Raw genomic sequence first — 20313 nt, forward strand, 5'->3', positions numbered from 1 at the left:
CCGCGGGCGAGCGGGCAACACGCATGACCCCATGGAGCGGAGCGATGCCATGAACACCCGGGTCGAGGTGCGCGGCGGGATCTATCGCGACTCGGTCACCCTGCTGCGGGTGAGCCGGGCCCTGGCGCAGCGTCCGGGGGTGACCGCGGCGACCGTCGCGATGGCCACCGGGCTCAACCTCGACCTGCTGGTGCAGCAGGGGTTCACGGTGCCCGCCGGGGCGGGCCCGAACGACCTGGTGGTGGCGATCCGCGGGGAGGACGAGGCGGCCGTGCGGGCCGCCTGGGAGGCGCTGGACGGGCTGCTGGCCGAAGCGCCCGCGCCGGCCGCCGCCGGCGGGGCGCCGGAGGCGGTCCCGGCCCGGACCACGGGCGCCGCGGCGCGGCGGCTGGCGGACCCGGGCGGCGGGCTGGCGCTGGTGTCGGTGCCGGGCCGGTACGCGTTCGCCGAGGCGATGGACGCGCTGGCGGCCGGGCTGAACGTGATGGTGTTCAGCGACAACGTCCCGCTGCACCAGGAGATCGCGCTCAAGGAGGCCGCCGGGCGGCGCGGCCTGATCGTCATGGGGCCGGACTGCGGCACCGCGATGATCGGCGGGGTGGGGCTGGGCTTCGCCAACGCGGTGCGGCCCGGCCCGGTCGGCATCGTGGCCGCCTCCGGCACCGGGGCGCAGCAGATGATGTGCCTGCTGGACACCGCCGGGGTGGGCGTGCGGCACGTGCTGGGCGTCGGCGGCCGGGACCTGTCCGCCGAGGTCAGCGGGCGGTCCACGCTGGCGGCGCTGGCCGCGCTGGACGCCGACCCGGCCACCGAGATGATCGCGGTGGTGACCAAGCCGCCGGCCTCCCGGGTGGCCGACCTGGTGCACTCGGCGGCCCGCCGGCTGGACACCCCGGTGACGTTCGCGATGCTCGGCGAGGACGCCGCCGACCTGACCGACGCCACCGCGAAGGTGCTGCGCGCGCTGGGCCGCGACGTGCCGCGGTGGCCGTCCTGGCCCGCGCCCCCGCCTCCGGGGCCGCCGTCGCCGGGCGCGCTGCGCGGGCTGTTCGCCGGCGGCACGCTGTGCGCGGAGGCGGCGCTGGTCGCCCGCCGCGAGCTGGGCCCCGACCCGGTCTCCGGGCACGCGTTCACCGACTTCGGCGACGACGAGTACACCCGGGGCCGGGCGCATCCGATGATCGACCCGACGCTGCGGCTGGAACGGCTGGCCGCCGAGGCCGCCGACCCGGCGTGCGCGGTGGTGCTGATGGACGTGGTGCTGGGGTACGGGGCCGACCCGGACCCGGCGGCGCTGCTGGCCCCGGCGATCGAGGACGCGCTGGCGCGGCGGCCGGACCTGCGGGTGGTGGTGTCGCTGTGCGGGACGCCGGCCGACCCGCAGGACCGGGACCGGCAGGCGGCGGCGCTGCAGGCGGCGGGCGCGGACGTGTTCGCCTCCAACGCCGAGGCCGCGCGCCATGCGGCCAGGCTGGCCCGCGGCCGGGCCGCCGCGGCCGCGCACGGGCGACACCTGGAGGGCGCGTGATGGACGGGGCGCGGCTGGGCGGGCTGCTGGGCGGCGAGCCGAAGGTGGTGGCGGCGGGCGCGCCGATCCTGGCCGAGGCGCTGCAGCAGCAGGCGGTGCGGGTCGAGCGGGTGGACTGGCGGCCCCCGCCGGACTGGGCGGTGGACGCGCTGAACGCCGTGCTCGGCGACCCGCGGCACGCCGCGGCCAACGCCACGGCGGTGGAGCGGATGCTGGCCGCCCGTCCGCGGCTGGTGGACGTCCGGCCCGCGAGCGAGGTGCTGGGGCTGGAAAAGGGGACGTTCCTGCACGCCGGGCCGCCGCTGGAGTGGGAACGGGCGTCCGGGCCGATGCGCGGCGCACTGGTCGGCGCGATGCTGCTGGAGGGCCTGGCCTCCTCCCCCGAGGAGGCCGAGCGGGCGCTGGAGGCCGGGACGGCGACGCTGGACTCCTGCCACCACCACGGCGCGGTCGGGCCGATGGCGGGCGTGGTGAGCCCGTCGATGCAGATGTTCGTCGTCGAGGACGACCAGAACGGGCGGGCGCGCCGGTCGTACTGCTCCCTCAACGAGGGCCTGGGCAAGGTCCTGCGGTACGGGGCGTACGGGCCGGAGGTGATCGAGCGGCTGCGCTGGATGGGCGCGGTGCTCGGCCCGGTGCTGCGGGACGCGGTGCGCCGGCACGGCCCGGTGGACCTGACCGCGATCACCGCGCAGGCCCTGCAGATGGGCGACGAGCTGCACAACCGCAACCGGGCCGCGACGTCGCTGCTGGTGCGGGAGCTGGCCGCCGACATCATCACCGCCGGCGCGCCGGCCTCGGACGTGGCCGAGGTGCTGCGGTTCGTCAACGGCAACGACCACTTCTACCTGAACCTGGCGATGGCGGCGGCCAAGGTCGGCGCGGACGCGGCGCGCGGGGTGCCGGGGTCGAGCATGGTGGTGGCGATGGCCCGCAACGGCACCGACTTCGGGATCCAGGTGTCGGGCACCGGCGACCGCTGGTTCACCGGCCCGGCGGGTGTGCCGGACGGGCTGTTCCTGGGCTCGTACGGGCCGCAGGACGCCAACCCCGACATCGGCGACTCGACCATCATGGAGACCACCGGGCTGGGCGGGTTCGCGATGGCGGCGGCCCCGGCGATCGTGCGGTTCGTGGGCGGCCAGGTGCCCGACGCGCTGGCCGCCACCCACCGGATGTACGAGATCACGCTGGCCGAGCACCCGGTGTTCCAGGTGCCGATCCTGTCGTTCCGGGGCACCCCGGCGGGCATCGACGTGACCCGGGTGGTGCGCACCGGGATCCTGCCGGTGATCAACACCGGGATGGCGGGCCGGGTGGCGGGCACCGGCCAGGTCGGGGCCGGGCTGGTGGACCCGCCCGCCGAGGCGTTCAGCGAGGCTCTGCGGGCGCTGGCGAGGCTGGCGGGCTGACCGGGTCGCCGGGGGCCATCGCCTCGACCCCCGCCATCAGCAGGTCGACGCCGAACGCGTAGTAGCCCTCCACGTCCGGGTTCTCCGCCACCAGCCGGCCGTACTCGACCAGGCAGGGGTACTCCCCGGGGGGCAGGGACTCCAGTTCCAGCCGGTTCGCGCGCCGCCACAGCTCGGCCTCGGCGGGCGACATTCCCGGCGGGCCCGACGGGTCTCCGGCCACCAGCGCCGTCACGCCGTTCAGCAGGTACGAGGCGACCTGGAAGGCGCGCTCGGGCGGGTAGCCGCCCTCGGTCAGCAGGGCCAGCGCCCGGTCCGTGGCGCGATGGAAGTTCTGCGTGCCCCGCTTGGCCGCGGTCTGCTTGAGCCCGGTGATCCAGCGGTGCCGCCGCATCACCTCGACCAGCGCCGTCACCATGGCGCGCAGCCCGCGCCGCCAGGAGTCGCCGGGGTCGGGCGCGTCGGCGAGCTGGGCGAAGACGGCGTCGAACATCCCCACCAGCAGCTCGTCCTTGTTCTTGAAATGCCAGTACAGGGCCATCGGCGTGACGCCCAGCCGCTGGGCCAGCCGCCGGATGGTGACCGCCTCGATCCCCTCCGCGTCGGCGAGCTCCAGCGCCCGCGCCACGACCGTGTCCCGCGTCAGCCTGTCCGATGCCACTTGACGACTATACGCCGTACATGCTGTCCTGTACGCAGTACATGTACGCCGTACAAGTACGCCGTACAGGACGGTCGGGAGGCTTCGATGAACGACTCACGGCGGTGGATCGCGCTGGTCGCGGTCGCGCTGGCCACCTTCATGACGTATCTGGACAACAACGTGGTCAACGTCGCGCTGCCGTCGATCCAGCGCGACCTGGGGCTGACCCTCTCCGGGCTGGAGTGGATCGTCAGCGGCTACATCCTGGTGTTCGCCGGGCTGCTGGTGGTCGGCGGGCGGCTGGCGGACGTGTTCGGGGTGCGCCGGACGCTGCTGGCGGGCCTGGCGGTCTTCACCCTGTCGTCGCTGGCCGCGGGCCTGGCCGGGAGCCAGGAGGTGCTGATCGCCGCGCGCGCCGTGCAGGGCGTGGGCGCCGCGCTGGTCACCCCGGCGGCGCTGGCGGTGCTCCCGGCGATGTTCCCCGACCCGCGCGAGCGCACCCTGGCGGTCGGCGTGTGGGGCGGGGTCGGCGCGCTGGCGCTGGCGGTCGGCCCGTTCACCGGCGGGGTGCTCAGCGAGCAGGCGCACTGGGGCTGGATCTTCCTGATCAACGTGCCGATCGGCGCGGTCACGGCGGCGCTGGCCCTGGTGAGCGTGCGGGGCCTGCCCGCGGGAGGCGGCGCGTCCTGGCGGCGGCTGGACCCGGCCGGGCTGGCCGCCTCGGCCACCGCCCTGTTCGCGCTGACGTTCGCGCTGATCGAGGGCGAGTCCCGGGGCTGGACCTCGACGGTGATCCTGGGCTCCTTCGCGGTGGCGGCGCTGGGCGCGGCGCTGTTCGTGCTGGCCGAACGGCGGGCCGCGGACCCGATGATCGACCTGTCGCTGGGCCGCGACCGGGTGTTCGCCGGCGGCCTGGCGGCGATGGGCCTGTGGGCCTTCGGGATCTTCGGCGTCTACTTCTTCACCGCCCTCTACCTGCAGAACTCCCTCGGCTTCACCCCCACCGAGTCGGGCGCCGGGTTCATCCCGATGGCCCTGGTGATGGCGGTGGCGGCGCCGCTGTCGGGCCGGGTGGCGGCACGCCTCGGCCCGGCCGTCACGGTGGCGGCGGGCCTGGCGCTGATGGCGGTGGCGGTCGGCGGCGTGTCCACGGTCGGCGCCGGGGATGGCTATCTGGATCTGCTGCCGTGGTTCCTGCTGTTCGGGCTGGGCGGCGGACTGCTGCTGCCGCTCACCGACGTGATCCTCGGCGTGCTGCCGCCGGACCGGGCGGGGGTGGCCTCCGGCACCCTGAACGTCTCCCGCGAGGTCTTCGGCCTGCTGGGCATCACGGTCCTGGGCGCCGTTCTGAACTCCCGGCAGAGCGACGGCGTGCACGACGGCCTCGCCCCGCCGGTCGCCTTCCTGGACGCCTACCAGTTCACCCTGGTCGTCGGCGCTCTGATCGTCGCGGTCGGCGCCCCTCTGAGCCTGTGGGCCCTGCGCGGCCTGCGCGCCGTCCCCGTGCCCGGGCCCGCCGGGGACCCCGGCCAGGCCGAGGACGCCGACAGGCCCGTCCCCCAGCCGGCCTCCTGACCGCTTCACCGTCCGGCACGGGCCCGCCCCTCACCGCGGCCCCACGCCACTGGAACCACAGATGATGGCGGGCGGGGAGCCGGCCCCCGTCCCGCCGGACGCACCGGGCACGGACATGGATGTGATCGCCTGTGAACCCATGGACACGATCGGCCGAACTTGCGGGATCATGGCGGGGTGAATCTGAGCGTTTCCTCGATCGACGACCTGTCCGCGCGGGTGGCCGCGGTCAACGCCGAGCACGACAAGCACTTTCCCGGCGCGGCGACCGGACGGCAGCCGGTGCACACCGTGTACGTGCCGGCCGACCGGTTCTCCCGGACCACCCCGGCCGACTTCGGCGCGGAGGCGCTGCGGCTGTTCACCGTGCACACCCCCGATCCGGGGTCGTTCGGCGCGGCGTTCGGCATCGAACCGGAACTGGCGGCGACGGTGCGCGAACGGGTGGCCGCCAAGCTCGGCACCGAGCCGGTGGAGGACCTGCGCATCGACTTCGAGGACGGCTACGGGGTCCGCCCGGACGCCGAGGAGGACGCGCACGTCGCCCAGGTGGTGGAGGCGGTCGCCGCGGCGTACCAGGTCAAGGGGCTGCCGCACTTCTGGGGGCTGCGGGTCAAGTCGTTCAGCGAGGGCGGCCACGAACGGGCCATGCGGACCCTGGACGGGTTCCTGACCCAGTTGCGCGACCGGCTGGGCCGGCTGCCCGGCGGATTCGTGATCACCTTCCCCAAGGTGACGATGCCCGAGCAGGTGCAGATCTTCGTCGACTACCTGGACCGTCTGGAGGAGGCCCTCGGGCTGCCGAACGGGATACTGCGCTTCGAGGTGCAGATCGAGACCACCGAGGCGATCATCGACCGCGAGGGCGCCTTCGGGGTGCGCGACATCGTGCGGGCCGGGGCGGGCCGCATCACCGCCGCGCACTTCGGGGTCTACGACTTCACCGCCGCCCTCGGCCTCCCCCCGGACCAGCAGCGGCTGGAGCACCCGGCCTGCGACTTCGCCCGCCACGTCATGCAGGTGGCGCTGGCGGGCACCGGCATCCGGATCAGCGACGGCTCGTGCAACGTGGTCCCCCGCAACGACGGCCCCGAGGAGGTCGGCCGGACCTGGCGGGCGCACTCGGCGGGCGTCCGCCACTCCCTCCGGCACGGCCTCTACCAGGGCTGGGACCTGCACCCGGCGCATCTGCCGAGCCGGTACGCGGTGATGTACGCGTTCCTGCTGTCCGGGGTCGACGACGCGATCGCCCGCGTGCGGGCATGGCGGGAGCAGGTCGCGGGCGCCAAGGGCGTGCTGGACGAGCCCGCCACCATCAAGGCCCTGACCGACCGCCTGCAGCGAGCCGTCGACTGCGGCGCCCTGGACGCCGGCTCCCTGCCCACCTGAGCGGGGCGGTGCGACACTGGGCGCATGACCCACGCGCACGACGACGACGCGGCCTGCGCGGTCGCGCACGGCGAGGTGAAGCCCGACACCGGCGACCGGATCCTGGTGGCGGTCTTCGCCTCGCCGGTGGCGCGGTACCTGCTGCGCTACGGGGCCGATCTGGGGTTCGACGCCTTCCTGCTGGAACCCGATCCCGAACGCGCGGCCGACTGGACCGACGTCAAGCCGATCGCCCCCGCCGACCTGGACGGACGAGCCGACGTGGTGGTCACCGACCACCACCGTGACGAACTGGGTCCGGTGCTGCGCGACATCCTGGCCGCCGGCATCCGCTGGATCGGCGTGATGGGCAACCCGCGCCACCCCGCCCCGCACGTCCCGGCCCTGCGGGCCCTGGGGGTCGCCGAGAACGACATCGCCCGGGTGCACCGGCCGATCGGCCTCAACATCGGCTCCCGCACCCCCGCCGAGATCGCGGTGGCGACGCTGGCGGGCCTCCTCGCCGACCGCAACGGCCGCCCCGGCGGCTTCGAGTTCTAAACGGCTCCATCGCCACGGGCGGCGTCGCCGCGGCGGTGGCGTTGCGCGCCGGGCCGTTCCCGGACGGGTTCGCAGACGACCACGGGGATGACGCGGTCGCCGGCCCACCGCTGGTAGTCGTCGAAGTCGCGGTAGACGCCGAGGAGACGCGGCCACAGTTCGGCGCGTTCGGCGTCGTCGGCGGTACGGGCGCGCATGGCGTGCCGTTCGCGGCCGATCTGGACCTCGACATGGGGATCGGCCTGGAGGTTGCGGTACCACTGGGGGTGTCCGGGCAGGCCGGCCTGTGAGGCGACGACGATGACGCGGTCACCGTCGCGCATGTACAGCAGGGGCATGGTCCGCCTGCGGCCCGTCTTGCGGCCGGTGGTGGTGAACAGGCACACCGGGACGCCGCGCAGCCATGCGGAGCCGATGTGGAAACGACGCCCGACCAGGCCGCCGGTGGCCCGGTAGACCGCCACATGCACACGGCCGACGATCCTCATGAACTTCGGGAACCAGGCCGTGTCGTAGGCCCTGGGGCGCGCCTTGGGCATGGAACCTCCCGGACGTAAGTGACCCCTTATTCTGGCATGGGGGTCACCCGCCCCAGGCGGTGAGGTCGTCGGGAGTGTCTATGTCGTCGGGGGCGGCCACGTCGTCGCAGGCGACCGGGGTCACCAGGGCGGGGTGGGCCGCCAGGAACGGGCGGGCCCCGACGTCGCCGACCGCGGCCTCGGCGACCGCCGCGAAGTGCTCCCGGGCGATGAGCACCGGGTTGCGGCGGGCCCCGCCGTAGGTGGCGACGGCGACCGACGCGCCCTCCTCGTAGGCGCGGATCAGGCGCCGGACGGCCTGTGGGGTGACCGCGGGCTGGTCGACCAGCGCGATGACCGCGGCGGTGCGGTCCGGGGGGATGGCGGCCAGCCCGGCCCGCAGTGACGAGCCCATGCCGGCGCGCCAGTCGGGGTTGGGCACCGTCACCGCCCCGAGGACCTCGACGTCCGCCGCGCCGATCACCACCAGGACCGGGGCGCAGCCGCCCGCGCGCAGCATCCGTACGCCCCGGTCGACCAGCCGTTCCCCGTTCAGCTCCACCAGGGCCTTGGGGCGGCCCAGGCGGGCGCCGGCTCCGGCGGCCAGCAGCAGCCCGGCGACGCTCACGGCAGTGCCTCCGCGTCGCGGACCAGCAGGGCGACCTGCACCCGGTTGGCGCAGCCGAGCTTGGTCATGATCCGGCTCATGTAGGTCTTGATGGTGGTCTCGCTCATGTGCAGGCGTGCTCCGATCTCGGCGTTCGACAGGCCCTCGGCCACCAGCGACGCCACCTGCGACTCCCGGTCCGACAGGGCGGCCAGCCGCCGGGCGGCGCCGCGGCGGCGGCCGGAGCGCTCCGGACCGAGCATTCCCAGCACCATCCGGGTCACCGCCGGGGACAGGAACGCCTCCCCGGCGTGCACCGCGCGGACGGCGCGGACCAGTTCGTCGGGCGCGCAGTTCTTCAGCACGAACCCGGCGGCTCCCCGGTCCAGGGCGTCCCGCACGTTGGGGGCGTCACCGAACGCGGTCAGCATGAGGGTCCGGACGGCGGGCGCGCGGCGGCGCAACTCGGTGAGCGCGGTGAGCCCGTCCATGCGGGGCATGCCGATGTCCAGCACGGCGACGTCCACCCGGTGCAGGACGACCTGCTCGACCGCCTCCCGCCCGTCGGCGGCCACGGCGGCGACCTCGATGTCGTCGGCCGCCCCCAGCACGGCCCCGATCCCCGCCACGATGAGGGGCTCGTCGTCGGCGACCAGCACCCTGATCACGAATGCCCCGCTCCCACCGGCCCGATCGCCGCCAGGAGCGCAGCGGCGGCCAGGACCAGGGCGGCGAAGCGGTACCTGTGCAGGGCTCCCGTGCCGGGCACCGGTTCGGGCTCGGCGGGCTGCTCCGCCGGGATCAACGCGCGAAGCCGGAATCCGGCCTCGGAGTCCTCCACGTTCAGCACACCCCCGACAAGCCCCACCCGTTCGGCCAGCCCCGCCAGCCCATGCCCGCCACCCCCGGCGGCTCGGGCGGCACCGACGGGATCAGCCTGTTCCGCACACCCGGTCCCGCCATGTCCGGCGCTCTCCGCCATTCGGAGGGAACGGGGATCGCCCGCAAGATCAGAAAGCTCGGCACGCCCCGCCACATCGTCCCCGGCACCCTCCGCGGCTTCGGCGGGCACAGTGCCGCGAGTGGGACCGCCCTGCTCAGGGCACCCTGGCCGGGCGTGGTCGGCGGCCACCGCAGTCCCGGAAGGGGAAGCATCGCCGACAAGATCACCCCGCCCGGCCGGGTCATGCCGGGTGCCGTTCGCCACTTCGGCGGGGTGGGGGGTGCCGGCGAGAGCGATCCGCTCGGTGGGGTCGGCCAGGTCGTGTCCGGGGGCGTTCGCCGCTGTGATGGGACGGGGGTTGCCGACCGACAGGAGGAGGGCGCCGGGTTCCCACTCCAGGGTGACGGTGACGGGGTGACCGGGGGCGTGTTTGGCCGCGTTGGTCAGCCCCTCCTCCACGACGCGGTAGGCGGCCTCCCCGGCCGGGGCGCTGACCTGGCCGGGGGTTCCTCGTTCGGTGAGGGTGACCTCGACTCCGGAGGTGCGGAAGTCCTCGACGAGAGCGGGGATGTCGGTCACGCCGCGGGTTCGGGTGAGGGGTTCGTCGGGGCTGCGCAGGGCGCCGACCAGGTCGTGCAGTTCGTCGACGGCGCGGCGGGAGGCGTCGGCGAGCTGGCGCAGCGCCTCCTTGTGCTGGGCCTCGGACAGGCCACCGGCCTCGAGTGCGGCGGCCTGGATGGACACCAGGCCGAGGCGGTGGCCGAGCGAGTCGTGGACGTCGCGGGCTATGCGGAGCCGTTCGTGGAGGCGTTCGCGTTCGGCCAGCAGCTCCCGTTCGCGGCGGAGCCTGCGGTTGCGGTCGTCCAGCGTGGCCACGAGCCTGCGGTGCTGCGCCAGGTACGCGCCGACCGCCATGGGCAGCGCCAGCAGCACGACGCACTCGGCGGCGACGGCCGTCGGCGGCGCGCCCGACTCGGCCACCCGTGCGGTGCCGTAGGCGAGCGCTCCGGCCAGCGCCACCGCCGCGCCGGCACGGGAGGAGGCGACCCGATGACCCGCGTGGAAGCCCGCCCACACCAGCAGCGCGTACGAGCCGCCGGACGCCGCCGACAAGGTCAGCGCGGCGGCCAGGGCGCCCGTCCCGGTGCGTTCCCGCAGGCCGAACACCAGCCCGATCGCCACGACGTACAGCGGCAGCGCCCAGGCCGGCAGCCGGTCGGGGAACATCCACACCGCGTCCACGGCGATCACCAGCGCGGCGGCCACGACCGTTCCCATGACTGGGAGGTTAGACCGCCGGGGTGTTCACTTCCGTAGTCCGGACGGTCGACTTTGGCGGACGGCGGCCGGGGGACGCGCGTCCCTACGGTGACCGCGTGATCGAAGTCCATGACCTCACCAAGCGATACGGCCGCAGGCTCGCCGTGGACGGGTTGTCGTTCCGGGTCCGTCCCGGGCGGGTCACCGGCTTCCTCGGCCCGAACGGCGCCGGGAAGTCCACCACGATGCGGATGATCCTGGGCCTGGACCGGCCCACCGCCGGAACGGCGCTGATCGACGGCCGTCCCTACCGGGAGCTCGCCGAGCCGCTGCGGCGGGTGGGCGCGTTGATCGAGGCGGGCGGGGCGCACCGCGGCCGGCGCGCCCGTCATCACCTGCTGTGGCTGGCGCGCAGCAACCGCATCCCGGCCGCCCGGGTCCGCGAGGTGATCGAGCTGACCGGGCTGGAACCGGCGGCCGGGCGGCGGGCCGGCGGGTTCTCGCTGGGGATGGCGCAGCGGCTGGGCATCGCCGCCGCGCTGCTGGGCGACCCGCCGGTGCTGCTGTTCGACGAGCCGGTGAACGGGCTGGACCCGGAAGGGGTGCGGTGGATGCGGGGGCTGCTGCGGTCGCTGGCCGCCGAGGGCCGCACGGTGCTGGTCTCCAGCCATCTGATGGCCGAGATGGCGGTGACCGCCGACCACCTGGTGGTGATCGGGCGGGGCCGGCTGCTGGCCGACCTGCCCAAGGACGACTTCGTCGAGCGGCACTGCCGCTCCTATGTGCGGGTCCGCACCCCGGAGCCGGAACGGATGCTGGACGCGCTGGCCCGGGCGGGCGTGGCGGCGCGTACGGGGCCGGACGGGGCGCTGGAGGTCACCGGCGCGGACACCGCCGCGGTCGGCGAGCTGGCGGCGGCGCACGGGCTGGCGGTGCACGAGATCGGCCGGACGTCCGCGAGCCTGGAGGAGGCGTTCATGCGGATCACCGCCCCGGCCGTGGAGCACTCCAGCGGGCGGGAGGGCCGGTGAGCGCGCTGGCCGCGGCGGTGGCCGCCGAGTGGACCAAGCTGCGGACCGTGCGTTCGTCCCACTGGTCGCTGGCGGCGGTGTTCGCGCTGAGCGTGGGGCTGGGCGCGCTGGTGGGCGGCTCGTTCCGGGCGCAGTGGGCGGAGCTGCCCGCCGACCAGCGGGAGCAGTTCGACGCCGCCGCGATCGGCCTGTACGGGGTGGGCGTCGGGCAGCTCGCGGTGGTGGTGTTCGGGGTGCTGGCGGTCGGCGCGGAGTACGGGAGCGGGACGATCCGCGCGTCGCTGGCGGCGATGCCCCGGCGCGGGGTGTTCTTCGGCGCGAAGGTCCTGGCGGTCGCGGCGGCCGTGCTGCCGGTGGCGCTGGCGACCGCGTTCGCGGCGTTCATCGCCGCGCAGTCGGCCCTCGGCCCGTACGGGACCGGCCTGGGGGCGCCGGGAGCGCTGCGGGCGACACTGGGGGCGGCCGCCTATCTCACGCTGATCTGCGTGTTCGCGACCGGGGTGGCGATGATGCTGCGCGGCTCGGCACGGGCGCTGGGACTGCTGCTGCCGCTGCTGTTCCTGGGCTCGCAGGGACTGGCGAACGTGCCCGGCATCCGCGCCGTGGGCCGCTGCCTTCCGGACCAGGCGGGCCTGGCGATGCTGGTCACCGGCGAGCGGGGACTGACGGTCCAGGACCCGCTGGCCCCGGCGGCCGGCGCGGCGGTCCTGCTCGCCTGGACAACGGCCGCGCTCACGGGCGGCTACCTGGTCCTGCGGCGACGGGACGCCTGACGGCCCGCGCCGGCCGCCGGCGGATACGGCGGGACGCGGTGGCGTCAGGGGTCGCCGTGGATGCGGCCGGTGGTCTCGGTGAGGGGGCGGCCGGTGCCGCCCCAGCGGAGCTGGATCAGCTCGGCGGCGATCGAGACCGCTGTTTCCTCGGGGGTGCGGGCGCCCAGGTCCAGGCCGATCGGTGAGCGCAGGCGGGCCAGTTCGGCGTCGGTCAGGCCGGCCTCCCGCAGGCGGGCGGTGCGGTCGTCGTGGGTGCGGCGGGAGCCCATCGCGCCGATGTAGCCGGCGGGGGTGCGGAGCGCGACCTCCAGCAGTGGGACGTCGAACTTGGGGTCGTGGGTGAGGACGCAGATGGCGGTGCGTTCGTCCACCGGGGTTTCCCGCAGGAACTTGTGCGGCCACTTCACCACGACCTCGTCGGCCTCGGGGAAGCGCTTGGCGGTGGCGAACACCGGGCGGGCGTCGCAGACCGTGACGTGGTAGCCGAGGAACTTGCCGATCCGGGCGACGGCGGCGGCGAAGTCGATTGCGCCGAACACCAGCAGCCTCGGCGGGGGCGCGAACGACTGCACGAACACCGCCAGTTCGTCGCGGCGGCGCTGCCCCTCCGGCCCGTAGCGCCGGAGGCCGGTCAGCCCCTGGGCGAGCATGCCGCGGGCGTCGTCGTCCACCGCCGCGTCCAGCCGTGCGGCGTGCGGCTCGCCGGGCGCCAGCGAGCCGGTCGCCCCGTCCGGGCGGACGACGCGGCGGGCGCCGATCGCGCCGGGGCCCGCCACCACGGTCGCCACCGCCACCGGCTCGCGGGCCTCGATGGCGGCGGCCACCTCGCCGAACTCGCCGAACGTGTCCGGCCCCACCGGCTCGACCCAGATGTCGATGATCCCGCCGCAGGTCAGGCCCACCTCAAAGGCGTCGTCGTCGCTGACCCCGTACCGCTGCAGCACCGGCCGGCCGGTGTCCATCACCTCGCGGGCCAGCTCGTACACCGCGCCCTCGACGCAGCCGCCGGACACGCTGCCGACCGCCTCGCCGTCCGCCGACACCGCCATCGCCGCGCCGGGCGGGCGGGGCGCGCTGCGGAACGTGTCCACCACCGTGGCCAGCCCGAACGTCCGCCCCTCCGCGTACCACCGGGCGATGTCGCCGAGGACGTCACGCACGTCGCCTCCCCGCGTTCACGATGTGGGCCAGCCGTTGCAGCGCGGCCAGGCTGTGCCCGGCCACGAAGTCGTCCACGTGCGGCAGCGCCGCCGCCATCCCGCCGGTCAGCGGCTCGTACCCGGGGCGGGCCTTGTGCGGGTTGGCCCACACCACCCGGTGCGCCAGCCGCCCCAGCCGGGCCATCTGCTCGCCCAGCAGGGACGGGTCGCCGCGTTCCCAGCCGTCGGAGGCGATCACCACCACCGCGCCGCGGGCCATGCCGCGCTGCCCGAACCGGTCGCAGAACTCCTTGAGCTCCTCGCCCAGCCGGGTGCCGCCACTCCAGTCCGGGATCGCCTCCGACACCGCCGTCATCGCCGTGTCCGGGTCGCGGTGCCGCAGCTCGCGGGTCAGCCGGGTCAGGCGGGTGCCGACGCTGAACGCCTCGGTGGTGCGGCCCCCGGCGCGGACGGCGGCGTGCGCGAACCGCAGCAGCGCGTCGGCGTACGGGGTCATGGAGCCGCTCACGTCGATCAGCAGCACCACCCGGCGCGGACGGGTGCGGTGGGCGCGATACCGGACGGCGGTGATCTCGCCGCCGTGCCGCAGCACCTCCCGGACCGTCCGGTACGGGTCGTGGCGGCCGGAGCGGGCGCTCGCGAACCGGCGGGACCGGCGGCGTTCGGGATCGGCCTGCAGCAGCGCGATCAGCCGGTTGACCTCGATGCGTTCGGCCTCGTCGAGGCGGGCCACGTCACGGTGCCGCAGCACCTCGGCGCGGCTGGCGGTGGCGGTGCGCGGGTCGGCCCGTTCGCCTTCGCCGTCCGGCGGCGGGTCGGTGACGGGGACGGCGGCGGGCCGGGAGATCACCACCGGCGGCGGACGGCGCACGGAACGGGCGGTCCGCCCGGAGAAGTAGGCGGCGAAGCAGCGGTCGTAGCGCGGCAGGTCGGCGGGATCGGAGCACAGCGTCAGCCGTCCCGCCCAGTACACGTCGGAGGGGTCCAGGACGTCCAGGTGGTCCAGGGCGCGCAGCAGGGTCTGCACCCGTTCGGGGTCGGCGGCGACCCCGGCGGCCCGCACCGTGCGGGCGAAGCCCACGATGGTCTCGGTGGCGGTCCGCATCGGCGGCTCAGCCCCCGCCGAGCAGGGCGTCCAGGCCGCCCGCGGTCACCCGCTGCTGGTCCTCGCGGTACTTCAGGACCGCGCCGAGGGTGACGGCTGCGGTGCCCGGGTCCAGGTCGCGGGCGCCGAGCGCGACCAGGGCCTCGGCCCAGTCCAGGCTCTCGGCCACCCCGGGCGGCTTGACCAGGTCCTCGGCGCGCAGCCGCTGGGCGGCGCGGGCGACCTGCCCGGCCAGCCGGTCGGCGACGTGCGGCAGCCGCCGCCGGATGATGGCGACCTCCCGTTCGTAGGAGGGGTGCTCCAGCCAGTGGTAGAGGCAGCGGCGCTTGAGGGCGTCGTGGACCTCGCGGGTCCGGTTGGAGGTGAGCACCACCAGCGGGGGCTCGACGGCGCGGACGGTGCCCAGCTCCGGGATGGTGATGGTGAAGTCCGACAGCACCTCCAGCAGGAACGCCTCGAACTCGTCGTCGGCCCGGTCCACCTCGTCGATGAGCAGCACGCTCGGCGCGGTCTCCAGGGCGCGCAGCAGCGGGCGGGCCACCAGGAACCGCCGGTCGTACAGCTCGGACTCCAGCCGGCCCACGTCGGTGACGCCCGCCGCCTCGGCCGCCCGCAGGTGCAGCAGCTGGCGCGGGAAGTCCCAGTCGTACAGCGCCTGCGCGGCGTCCAGGCCCTCGTAGCACTGCAGCCGGATCAGCGGCGCGTCGAGCGCCCGGGCGAGCGCGGCGGCCAGCGCGGTTTTGCCGACGCCCGCCTCGCCCTCCAGGAACAGCGGGCGGCGCATCCGCAGGGCCAGGAACGCGGCGGTGGCCAGGCCGTCGTCGGCCAGGTAGCCGCACTCCTCCAGGATCCGCGCCAGCTCGGGTGGAGAGCCGATGCCCGTGGCGTCGTACGTCACACGGTCAGGCTACTGACCGGACCCGGCCCGCGGAACGTGCCAGAATTTCCCATAAAGCCGATTGACAATACATGGTTGCTGGCCCAGCATCGGGTGCCATGGACGACGACCTCACCGACGAGGCCACCTACGAGCACGCACGGTCACGAGACCGGCTCAACACGTCACCGCTCACCCGCCGGCGCCTGCTGCGGGCGTCCGCCGGGGCCGGGCTGGCGATGGGCGCCGGAGCGGCCCTGGCCCGTCCCGCCCACGCCGCCGCGCCGATCGTCAAGCCCCTGCCGCCCGAACTGTTCATCGCCCACGGCACGAACGCCGAGATGCGCTGGGAGGCGATGCGGGGACAGGGCTACCTCACCCCCGCGGACTGGTTCTTCGTCCGCAACCACGTCGCCACCCCGGAGATCGACGTGCGCACCTGGCGGCTCAAGGTCTGGGGCGGCGGCCTGCACGGCTCCCCCGGCCTGGAGAACGCCGTCGAGTTCGGCTACGAGGACCTGCTGGCCATGCCCGCCGTGACCCGCACCGCGTTCATCGAGTGCACCGGCAACGGCCGCGGCCTGTTCGCCCGCCAGCAGGGACAGCAGGTGTCCGGCACGCCCTGGCTGCTGGGCGCGGCGGGGGTGGCGCGCTGGCGCGGGGTGCCGCTGGCGCACGTTCTGGAACGTGCCGGGATCACCGAGCGGGCCGTCGACGTGATGCCGCGCGGCCTGGACGCCGACTACGTCGACCGGGGCGAGAACCTCGGCCGGGTGCGCCGCCCCCTCCCGGTCGCCAAGGCGCTGGACGACGTGCTGCTGGCGTACGAGATGAACGGCCGGCCGCTGCCGCCCGACCACGGCTTCCCGGTGCGCGTCGTGGTGCCGTCGTGGGCGGGGATCGCGTCCATCAAGTGGGTCGGCGACATCCAGGTGTCGGACACGCCGCTGTTCTCGCCGTGGAACACCCGCTACTACCGGCTGTTCGGCCCCGGGCACCCGCCCGAGGGCAGCGCGCCGCTCACCCGGATGAGCCTCAAGAGCGCGTTCGAGCTGCCCTGGAACGCCCGGCTGCCCTACCGCCCGGAGCACCGCCTGACCGGCCGTTCCTGGTCCGGCAACGGCCGCGTCCGGCGGGTGGAGGTGAGCACGGACGGGGGTGCGACCTGGCGGCGGGCGACCCCGCGCGGACCGCGCCCCGAGCACGGCTGGCTGCAGTGGGAGTACCGCTGGCGATGTCCGGGCCCCGGATCCTACGAGCTGCTGGCGCGCGCCACCGACGAGACCGGCGCGACCCAGCCCGACGTCACCCCGTTCAACACCCTCGGTTATCTCTTCGACGCCGTCGCGCGGCATCCCGTCACGGTGGTCTGACCTCACCGGCATAGCACGGTGCGGTGACCCGATGTGACGATGCAGCCGACAACGGGAGGATCCCCATGCCCCTGTGGAAGCCCGACCCGACGTTCTATCCCTCGCCCCGCGACGCGGCGGCGGCCCCGCCCGAGAAGCTCGCCTACGTCGCCGCCTTCGACCGTTCCGCCGCCAGGCCCGACGCCATCGCCGTGCTGGACGTCGACCCCGGCTCCGGCTCCTACGGCCAGGTGGTGGGCTGGACCGAACTGCCCTACACCGGCGACGAGCTGCACCACTTCGGCTGGAACGCCTGCTCCAGCTCACTGTGCCCCTCCTCGCCGCACCCGCACGTGGAACGGCGCTACCTGATCGTGCCGGGGCTGCGCTCGTCGCGGATCTACGTCATCGACACCAAGGAGCAGCCCACCAGCCCGCAGATCGTCAAGGTGCTGGAGCCCGGCGAGCTAGCCAAGCGCGCCGGCTACTCCCGCCCGCACACCGTGCACTGCGGGCCGGAAGGGCTGTACCTGACCGCGCTCGGCGGCGCGAACGGCGAGGACGGCCCGGGCGGGATCGCGCTGCTGGACCACAGCTCCTTCGACGTGCTGGGCCGCTGGGAGGTCGACCGGGGGCCGCAGTACCTCGCCTACGACGCCTGGTGGCACATCGCCCACGACGTGCTGGTCACCTCCGAGTGGGGCACCCCGTCGATGGTGGAGGACGGGGTGGTCGGCGAGCTGCTGCTGGGCCGCAAGTACGGGCACGCCCTGCACTTCTTCGACCTGCGCAAACGCCGCCACGTGCAGACCGTGGACCTGGGCGACGAGCACCAGATGGTGCTGGAGCTGCGGCCCGCCCACGACCCGACCAAGCAGTACGGGTTCGTCGGCGTGGTGGTGAACGTGGAGGACCTGTCGGCCTCGGTGTGGCTGTGGCACCGCGACGGCGACCGGTTCGCCGCCACCAAGGTCATCACCATCCCCGCCGAGCCGCCGGGACCGGACGACCGGGCCGGGCTGCCGCCGGTGATCGAGCCGTTCGGGGCGGTGCCGCCGCTGGTCACCGACATCGACCTGTCGGTGGACGACAAGTGGCTGTACGTGTCGTGCTGGGGCACCGGGGAGCTGAAGCGCTACGACGTGTCCGACCCGTTCCACCCGGTCGAGGCGGGGTCGGTGCGGATCGGCGGCATCACCCGCCGCACCCCGCACCCGGCGGCGCCCGACCTGCCGCTGGCGGGCGGACCGCAGATGGTGGAGGTCAGCCGGGACGGCAGGCGGGTGTACGTGACCAACTCGCTGTACGGGGCGTGGGACGACCAGTTCTACCCCGACGGGGTCGGCGCGTGGATGGCCAGGCTCGACTCGGGCGCGGACTTCACCTTCGACGAGCGGTTCTTCCCGCACGGCGACGCCTGGCGGGGCCTGCGCCCGCACCAGACCCGCCTGCAGGGCGGGGACGCCTCCTCGGACTCCTACTGCTACCCATGACCGAGGGGTCGCTGGCGGCGCTGGTCGCCCTGGGCGCGTTCCACGGGCTGAACCCGGGGATGGGCTGGCTGTTCGCGGTCGCGCGGGGCCTGCAGGAGCGGGCCCGCGCCCGGGTGCTGGAGTCGCTGCCGGCGATCGCCGCCGGTCACGCCGCCTCGGTGGGGGTGGTCGCCGTCCTGGTGTCGCTGACTCAGTCGGTGGTGGCCACCCGCATCGTCGCGATCGTCGGCGGCGTGGTCCTGGTCGGCTTCGGCCTGTGGCGGCTGCTGTCCCGGCGGCACTTCAAGTGGGTGGGGATGCGCCTGTCGCTGGGACAGCTGGCGGGCTGGTCGTTCCTGATGTCGTCGGTGCACGGGGCGGGCCTGATGCTGGTGCCGGTGATCACCGCGTCCGGCGGCCCGGCGGCCGGCGGTCACGCCCACGGGCTCGGGGAGGCCCAGGGCAGCGCCCTGATGTCGGGGATCTTCGTCACCGGCGTGCACACCCTCGCGATGTTCCTGGTCGCCGGGATGATCGCCGTGGTGGTGTACGAGGTCGTCGGGCTGACGGTGCTGCGCCGGGCCTGGTTCGACCTGGACCGCGTCTGGGCCCTGGCCCTCATCGGCGCGGGGGCCGCCACCGTCCTCACCGCCTGACCCGCGGACCGGCCCTGCGCCGCCATGGGCGGAGGATATGCCGGTCGTTCGGTGCGGGGCGGGCCGTTCGCCGTCATCGTCCGGGCCGGTAGCGTCCGCTTGTGGACGGTTTCCTGAGCGAGGCGTGGGCGGCGCTGGGCGGCACGGGCGATCCGGCGGTGGCGCGGAGCGGGCCGGAGGTGACGCTTCCGGCGCGGCTGCCGGTGAGCGCGATGGCGGAGGCGACCGTGGGGGCCGCGGGGCTGGCGGCGGCCGAGCTCGCCGAGACGCGCGGGTGGCCGCGGCCGGGTGTCCGGGTGGACGGGCGGGCGGTGGCGGTGGCGTTCGCGGGGGAACGTCATCTGCGGATCGACGGGCGGACCGAACCGTCGTTCGCGCCGTTGTCGCGGTTCTGGCGGGCGTCCGACGGGTGGGTGCGCACCCATGGCAACTATCCGCATCACCGGAAGCGGCTGCTGCGGGCGCTGGGCTTGGACGTCTCGCTGGACGATCCGGTCCCGGCGGTGCGGGAGGCGATCGCCGGGGCGCCGGCCGCCGAGGTCGAGGAGGCCGTCTACGCGGCGGGCGGGCTGGCGGTGGCGGTCCGTTCGGCGGCGGAGTGGGCGGCGCATCCGCAGGGGGCGCACGTGGCGGGACTGCCGCTGCTGCGGCTGACGCGGAACGGGGACGCACCGGCGCGTCCGTTCGGGCCGCCGCCCGCCGGGACGGTGCTTCCGATGGCGGGGGTACGGGTGCTGGATCTGACCCGGATGATCGCGGGGCCGGTGGGGACCCGCACGCTGGCGCTGCTCGGGGCGGACGTGCTGCGGGTGGACTCGCCGCGCCTGCCGGAGATCCCCGCGCAGCACCTGGAGACGGGGGCGGGCAAGCGGTCCACGCTGCTGGACCTGGACGACCGCCACGACAGGGCCCGGTTCGGGGAGCTGCTGCGGGATGCGGACGTGGTGGTCACCGGCTATCGGCCCGGGGCGCTGGATCGGCACGGCCTGTCCCCCCACGCCCTGGCCGCCGGGCATCCGGGCCTGATCGTGGCCTCGCTGTCGGCGTGGGGGGCGACCGGGCCGTGGGCGGGGCGGCGCGGGTTCGACAGCCTGGTGCAGGCGGCCTCGGGGATCGCGGTGGCCGAGGGCGACGACGGACCCGGGGCACTGCCCGTTCAGGCCCTCGACCACGGGACGGGCTATCTGCTGGCGGCGGCGGTCATGCGGGCGGTCGCCCGGCGTGCCGTCGAGGGCGGCGGCTGGCACGCCGAACTCTCCCTGGCCCGGACCGCCGCATGGCTGCTCGGCGGCACCCCGGCCGGAACGGCGGAGGCCGCCGCGTTCGACCCGTCGCCGTACCTCGTCGAGGAGGGGCGGATCGTCCGCGCGCTGCCGCCGGTCGATCTGGACGGCGGGCCGCGCACCTGGGCCGATCCGGCGACCCCCTGGGGCTCGGACTCCCCCGCCTGGCGTCCCCGCTGAGGGTCGCGG

General features: G+C 75.1%; 19 protein-coding genes. 11 read left to right on the forward strand and 8 right to left on the reverse strand.

What is annotated here, in order from left to right; genetic code table 11:
• Nucleotides 1-49: 49 nt before the first annotated feature.
• Both HNR21_RS27150 and HNR21_RS27155 read left to right on the forward strand, forming a co-directional pair.
• Complete coding sequence (locus tag HNR21_RS27150; protein WP_182707435.1) at nt 50-1528, forward strand: AllF/FdrA family protein; 1479 nt, start codon at nt 50-52, stop codon at nt 1526-1528.
• A complete protein-coding gene (locus tag HNR21_RS27155) occupies nt 1528-2940 on the forward strand; it encodes a YlbE family protein (RefSeq protein WP_182707436.1) in 1413 nt (470 codons plus the stop codon). Before HNR21_RS27150 ends, HNR21_RS27155 begins: the two co-directional genes overlap by 1 nt.
• On the opposite strand, the gene HNR21_RS27160 is transcribed toward HNR21_RS27155, so the two are convergent.
• Nucleotides 2900-3601, reverse strand: coding sequence for a TetR family transcriptional regulator (locus tag HNR21_RS27160; RefSeq protein WP_182707437.1), 702 nt, complete (start codon nt 3599-3601; stop codon nt 2900-2902). The two genes, HNR21_RS27155 and HNR21_RS27160, sit on opposite strands and share 41 nt — an antisense overlap.
• A gap of 87 nt (nt 3602-3688) precedes the next feature.
• On the opposite strand from HNR21_RS27160, the gene HNR21_RS27165 reads away from it, so the two are divergent.
• The 3 genes from HNR21_RS27165 to HNR21_RS27175 all read left to right on the forward strand — a co-directional run bounded on the left by HNR21_RS27165 (nt 3689) and on the right by HNR21_RS27175 (nt 7087).
• Nucleotides 3689-5158 (forward strand): MFS transporter, encoded by a 1470-nt coding sequence (locus HNR21_RS27165; protein WP_182707438.1) that lies wholly within the window; start codon nt 3689-3691, stop codon nt 5156-5158.
• A gap of 177 nt (nt 5159-5335) precedes the next feature.
• Complete coding sequence (locus tag HNR21_RS27170; RefSeq protein ID WP_119729755.1) at nt 5336-6547, forward strand: DUF6986 family protein; 1212 nt, start codon at nt 5336-5338, stop codon at nt 6545-6547.
• A 24-nt stretch (nt 6548-6571) separates the two neighbouring features.
• Nucleotides 6572-7087: an XdhC family protein gene (locus HNR21_RS27175; RefSeq protein ID WP_182707439.1), complete on the forward strand. Its 516-nt coding sequence runs from the start codon at nt 6572-6574 to the stop codon at nt 7085-7087.
• Here the strand turns inward: HNR21_RS27175 and HNR21_RS27180 are convergent.
• The 4 genes from HNR21_RS27180 to HNR21_RS27195 are packed head-to-tail and all read right to left on the reverse strand — an operon-like array spanning nt 7084 to nt 10433.
• Nucleotides 7084-7626, reverse strand: coding sequence for a nitroreductase family deazaflavin-dependent oxidoreductase (locus tag HNR21_RS27180; protein ID WP_182707440.1), 543 nt, complete (start codon nt 7624-7626; stop codon nt 7084-7086). The two genes, HNR21_RS27175 and HNR21_RS27180, sit on opposite strands and share 4 nt — an antisense overlap.
• A 43-nt stretch (nt 7627-7669) precedes the next feature.
• Complete coding sequence (locus HNR21_RS27185; RefSeq protein WP_182707441.1) at nt 7670-8233, reverse strand: nucleotidyltransferase family protein; 564 nt, start codon at nt 8231-8233, stop codon at nt 7670-7672.
• The gene (locus HNR21_RS27190; RefSeq protein ID WP_182707442.1) at nt 8230-8880 is read right to left on the reverse strand and encodes a response regulator transcription factor; all 651 of its coding nucleotides are present in this window, start codon (nt 8878-8880) and stop codon (nt 8230-8232) included. The genes HNR21_RS27185 and HNR21_RS27190 overlap by 4 nt, the downstream gene beginning before the upstream one ends.
• On the reverse strand, nt 8877-10433 hold the full coding sequence (locus tag HNR21_RS27195; RefSeq protein ID WP_182707443.1) for a sensor histidine kinase: 1557 nt from the start codon (nt 10431-10433) through the stop codon (nt 8877-8879). The genes HNR21_RS27190 and HNR21_RS27195 overlap by 4 nt, the downstream gene beginning before the upstream one ends.
• Nucleotides 10434-10531: 98 nt before the next feature.
• Between HNR21_RS27195 and HNR21_RS27200 the strand changes: the two genes are divergently transcribed.
• Together HNR21_RS27200 and HNR21_RS27205 are read left to right on the forward strand one after the other, a co-directional pair.
• A complete protein-coding gene (locus HNR21_RS27200) occupies nt 10532-11446 on the forward strand; it encodes an ABC transporter ATP-binding protein (RefSeq protein ID WP_182707444.1) in 915 nt (304 codons plus the stop codon).
• The gene (locus tag HNR21_RS27205; RefSeq protein WP_182707445.1) at nt 11443-12219 is read left to right on the forward strand and encodes an ABC transporter permease; all 777 of its coding nucleotides are present in this window, start codon (nt 11443-11445) and stop codon (nt 12217-12219) included. The genes HNR21_RS27200 and HNR21_RS27205 overlap by 4 nt, the downstream gene beginning before the upstream one ends.
• A 44-nt stretch (nt 12220-12263) precedes the next feature.
• Here HNR21_RS27205 and HNR21_RS27210 read toward each other — a convergent pair whose 3' ends face one another.
• Genes HNR21_RS27210 through HNR21_RS27220 form a run of 3 tightly spaced genes read right to left on the reverse strand, consistent with a single transcriptional unit; the run spans nt 12264 to nt 15382 of the window.
• Nucleotides 12264-13379 (reverse strand): XdhC family protein, encoded by a 1116-nt coding sequence (locus HNR21_RS27210; RefSeq protein ID WP_119729746.1) that lies wholly within the window; start codon nt 13377-13379, stop codon nt 12264-12266.
• The gene (locus tag HNR21_RS27215; protein WP_182707446.1) at nt 13372-14484 is read right to left on the reverse strand and encodes a vWA domain-containing protein; all 1113 of its coding nucleotides are present in this window, start codon (nt 14482-14484) and stop codon (nt 13372-13374) included. The genes HNR21_RS27210 and HNR21_RS27215 overlap by 8 nt, the downstream gene beginning before the upstream one ends.
• A gap of 7 nt (nt 14485-14491) precedes the next feature.
• Entirely contained in the window at nt 14492-15382 is an 891-nt protein-coding gene (locus HNR21_RS27220; RefSeq protein ID WP_119729743.1) for an AAA family ATPase, read from the reverse strand.
• A gap of 98 nt (nt 15383-15480) precedes the next feature.
• Here HNR21_RS27220 and HNR21_RS27225 point away from each other — a divergent pair, with 98 nt between their 5' ends.
• The 4 genes from HNR21_RS27225 to HNR21_RS27240 all read left to right on the forward strand — a co-directional run bounded on the left by HNR21_RS27225 (nt 15481) and on the right by HNR21_RS27240 (nt 20304).
• On the forward strand, nt 15481-16734 hold the full coding sequence (locus HNR21_RS27225; RefSeq protein WP_182707447.1) for a sulfite oxidase: 1254 nt from the start codon (nt 15481-15483) through the stop codon (nt 16732-16734).
• A 65-nt stretch (nt 16735-16799) separates the two neighbouring features.
• Entirely contained in the window at nt 16800-18206 is a 1407-nt protein-coding gene (locus HNR21_RS27230) for a selenium-binding protein SBP56-related protein (protein ID WP_182707448.1), read from the forward strand.
• The gene (locus HNR21_RS27235; RefSeq protein WP_182707449.1) at nt 18203-18841 is read left to right on the forward strand and encodes a hypothetical protein; all 639 of its coding nucleotides are present in this window, start codon (nt 18203-18205) and stop codon (nt 18839-18841) included. Before HNR21_RS27230 ends, HNR21_RS27235 begins: the two co-directional genes overlap by 4 nt.
• A 101-nt stretch (nt 18842-18942) precedes the next feature.
• Entirely contained in the window at nt 18943-20304 is a 1362-nt protein-coding gene (locus HNR21_RS27240) for a CoA transferase (RefSeq protein WP_312881335.1), read from the forward strand.
• Nucleotides 20305-20313: the final 9 nt, after the last annotated feature.

It is taken from the genome of Thermomonospora cellulosilytica (genome assembly GCF_014138835.1).
In the GTDB taxonomy this organism is placed as follows: domain Bacteria; phylum Actinomycetota; class Actinomycetes; order Streptosporangiales; family Streptosporangiaceae; genus Thermomonospora; species Thermomonospora amylolytica.

What these genes read in the sequence shown, in the direction of transcription:
- HNR21_RS27215 (WP_182707446.1), bottom strand. Translation starts at nt 14,484, where the DNA reads ATGCGGACCGCCACCGAGACCATCGTGGGCTTCGCCCGCACGGTGCGG.
- HNR21_RS27175 (WP_182707439.1), top strand. Translation starts at nt 6,572, where the DNA reads ATGACCCACGCGCACGACGACGACGCGGCCTGCGCGGTCGCGCACGGC.
- HNR21_RS27195 (WP_182707443.1), bottom strand. Translation starts at nt 10,433, where the DNA reads ATGGGAACGGTCGTGGCCGCCGCGCTGGTGATCGCCGTGGACGCGGTG.
- HNR21_RS27180 (WP_182707440.1), bottom strand. Translation starts at nt 7,626, where the DNA reads ATGCCCAAGGCGCGCCCCAGGGCCTACGACACGGCCTGGTTCCCGAAG.
- HNR21_RS27235 (WP_182707449.1), top strand. Translation starts at nt 18,203, where the DNA reads ATGACCGAGGGGTCGCTGGCGGCGCTGGTCGCCCTGGGCGCGTTCCAC.
- HNR21_RS27230 (WP_182707448.1), top strand. Translation starts at nt 16,800, where the DNA reads ATGCCCCTGTGGAAGCCCGACCCGACGTTCTATCCCTCGCCCCGCGAC.
- HNR21_RS27165 (WP_182707438.1), top strand. Translation starts at nt 3,689, where the DNA reads ATGAACGACTCACGGCGGTGGATCGCGCTGGTCGCGGTCGCGCTGGCC.
- HNR21_RS27155 (WP_182707436.1), top strand. Translation starts at nt 1,528, where the DNA reads ATGGACGGGGCGCGGCTGGGCGGGCTGCTGGGCGGCGAGCCGAAGGTG.
- HNR21_RS27150 (WP_182707435.1), top strand. Translation starts at nt 50, where the DNA reads ATGAACACCCGGGTCGAGGTGCGCGGCGGGATCTATCGCGACTCGGTC.
- HNR21_RS27225 (WP_182707447.1), top strand. Translation starts at nt 15,481, where the DNA reads ATGGACGACGACCTCACCGACGAGGCCACCTACGAGCACGCACGGTCA.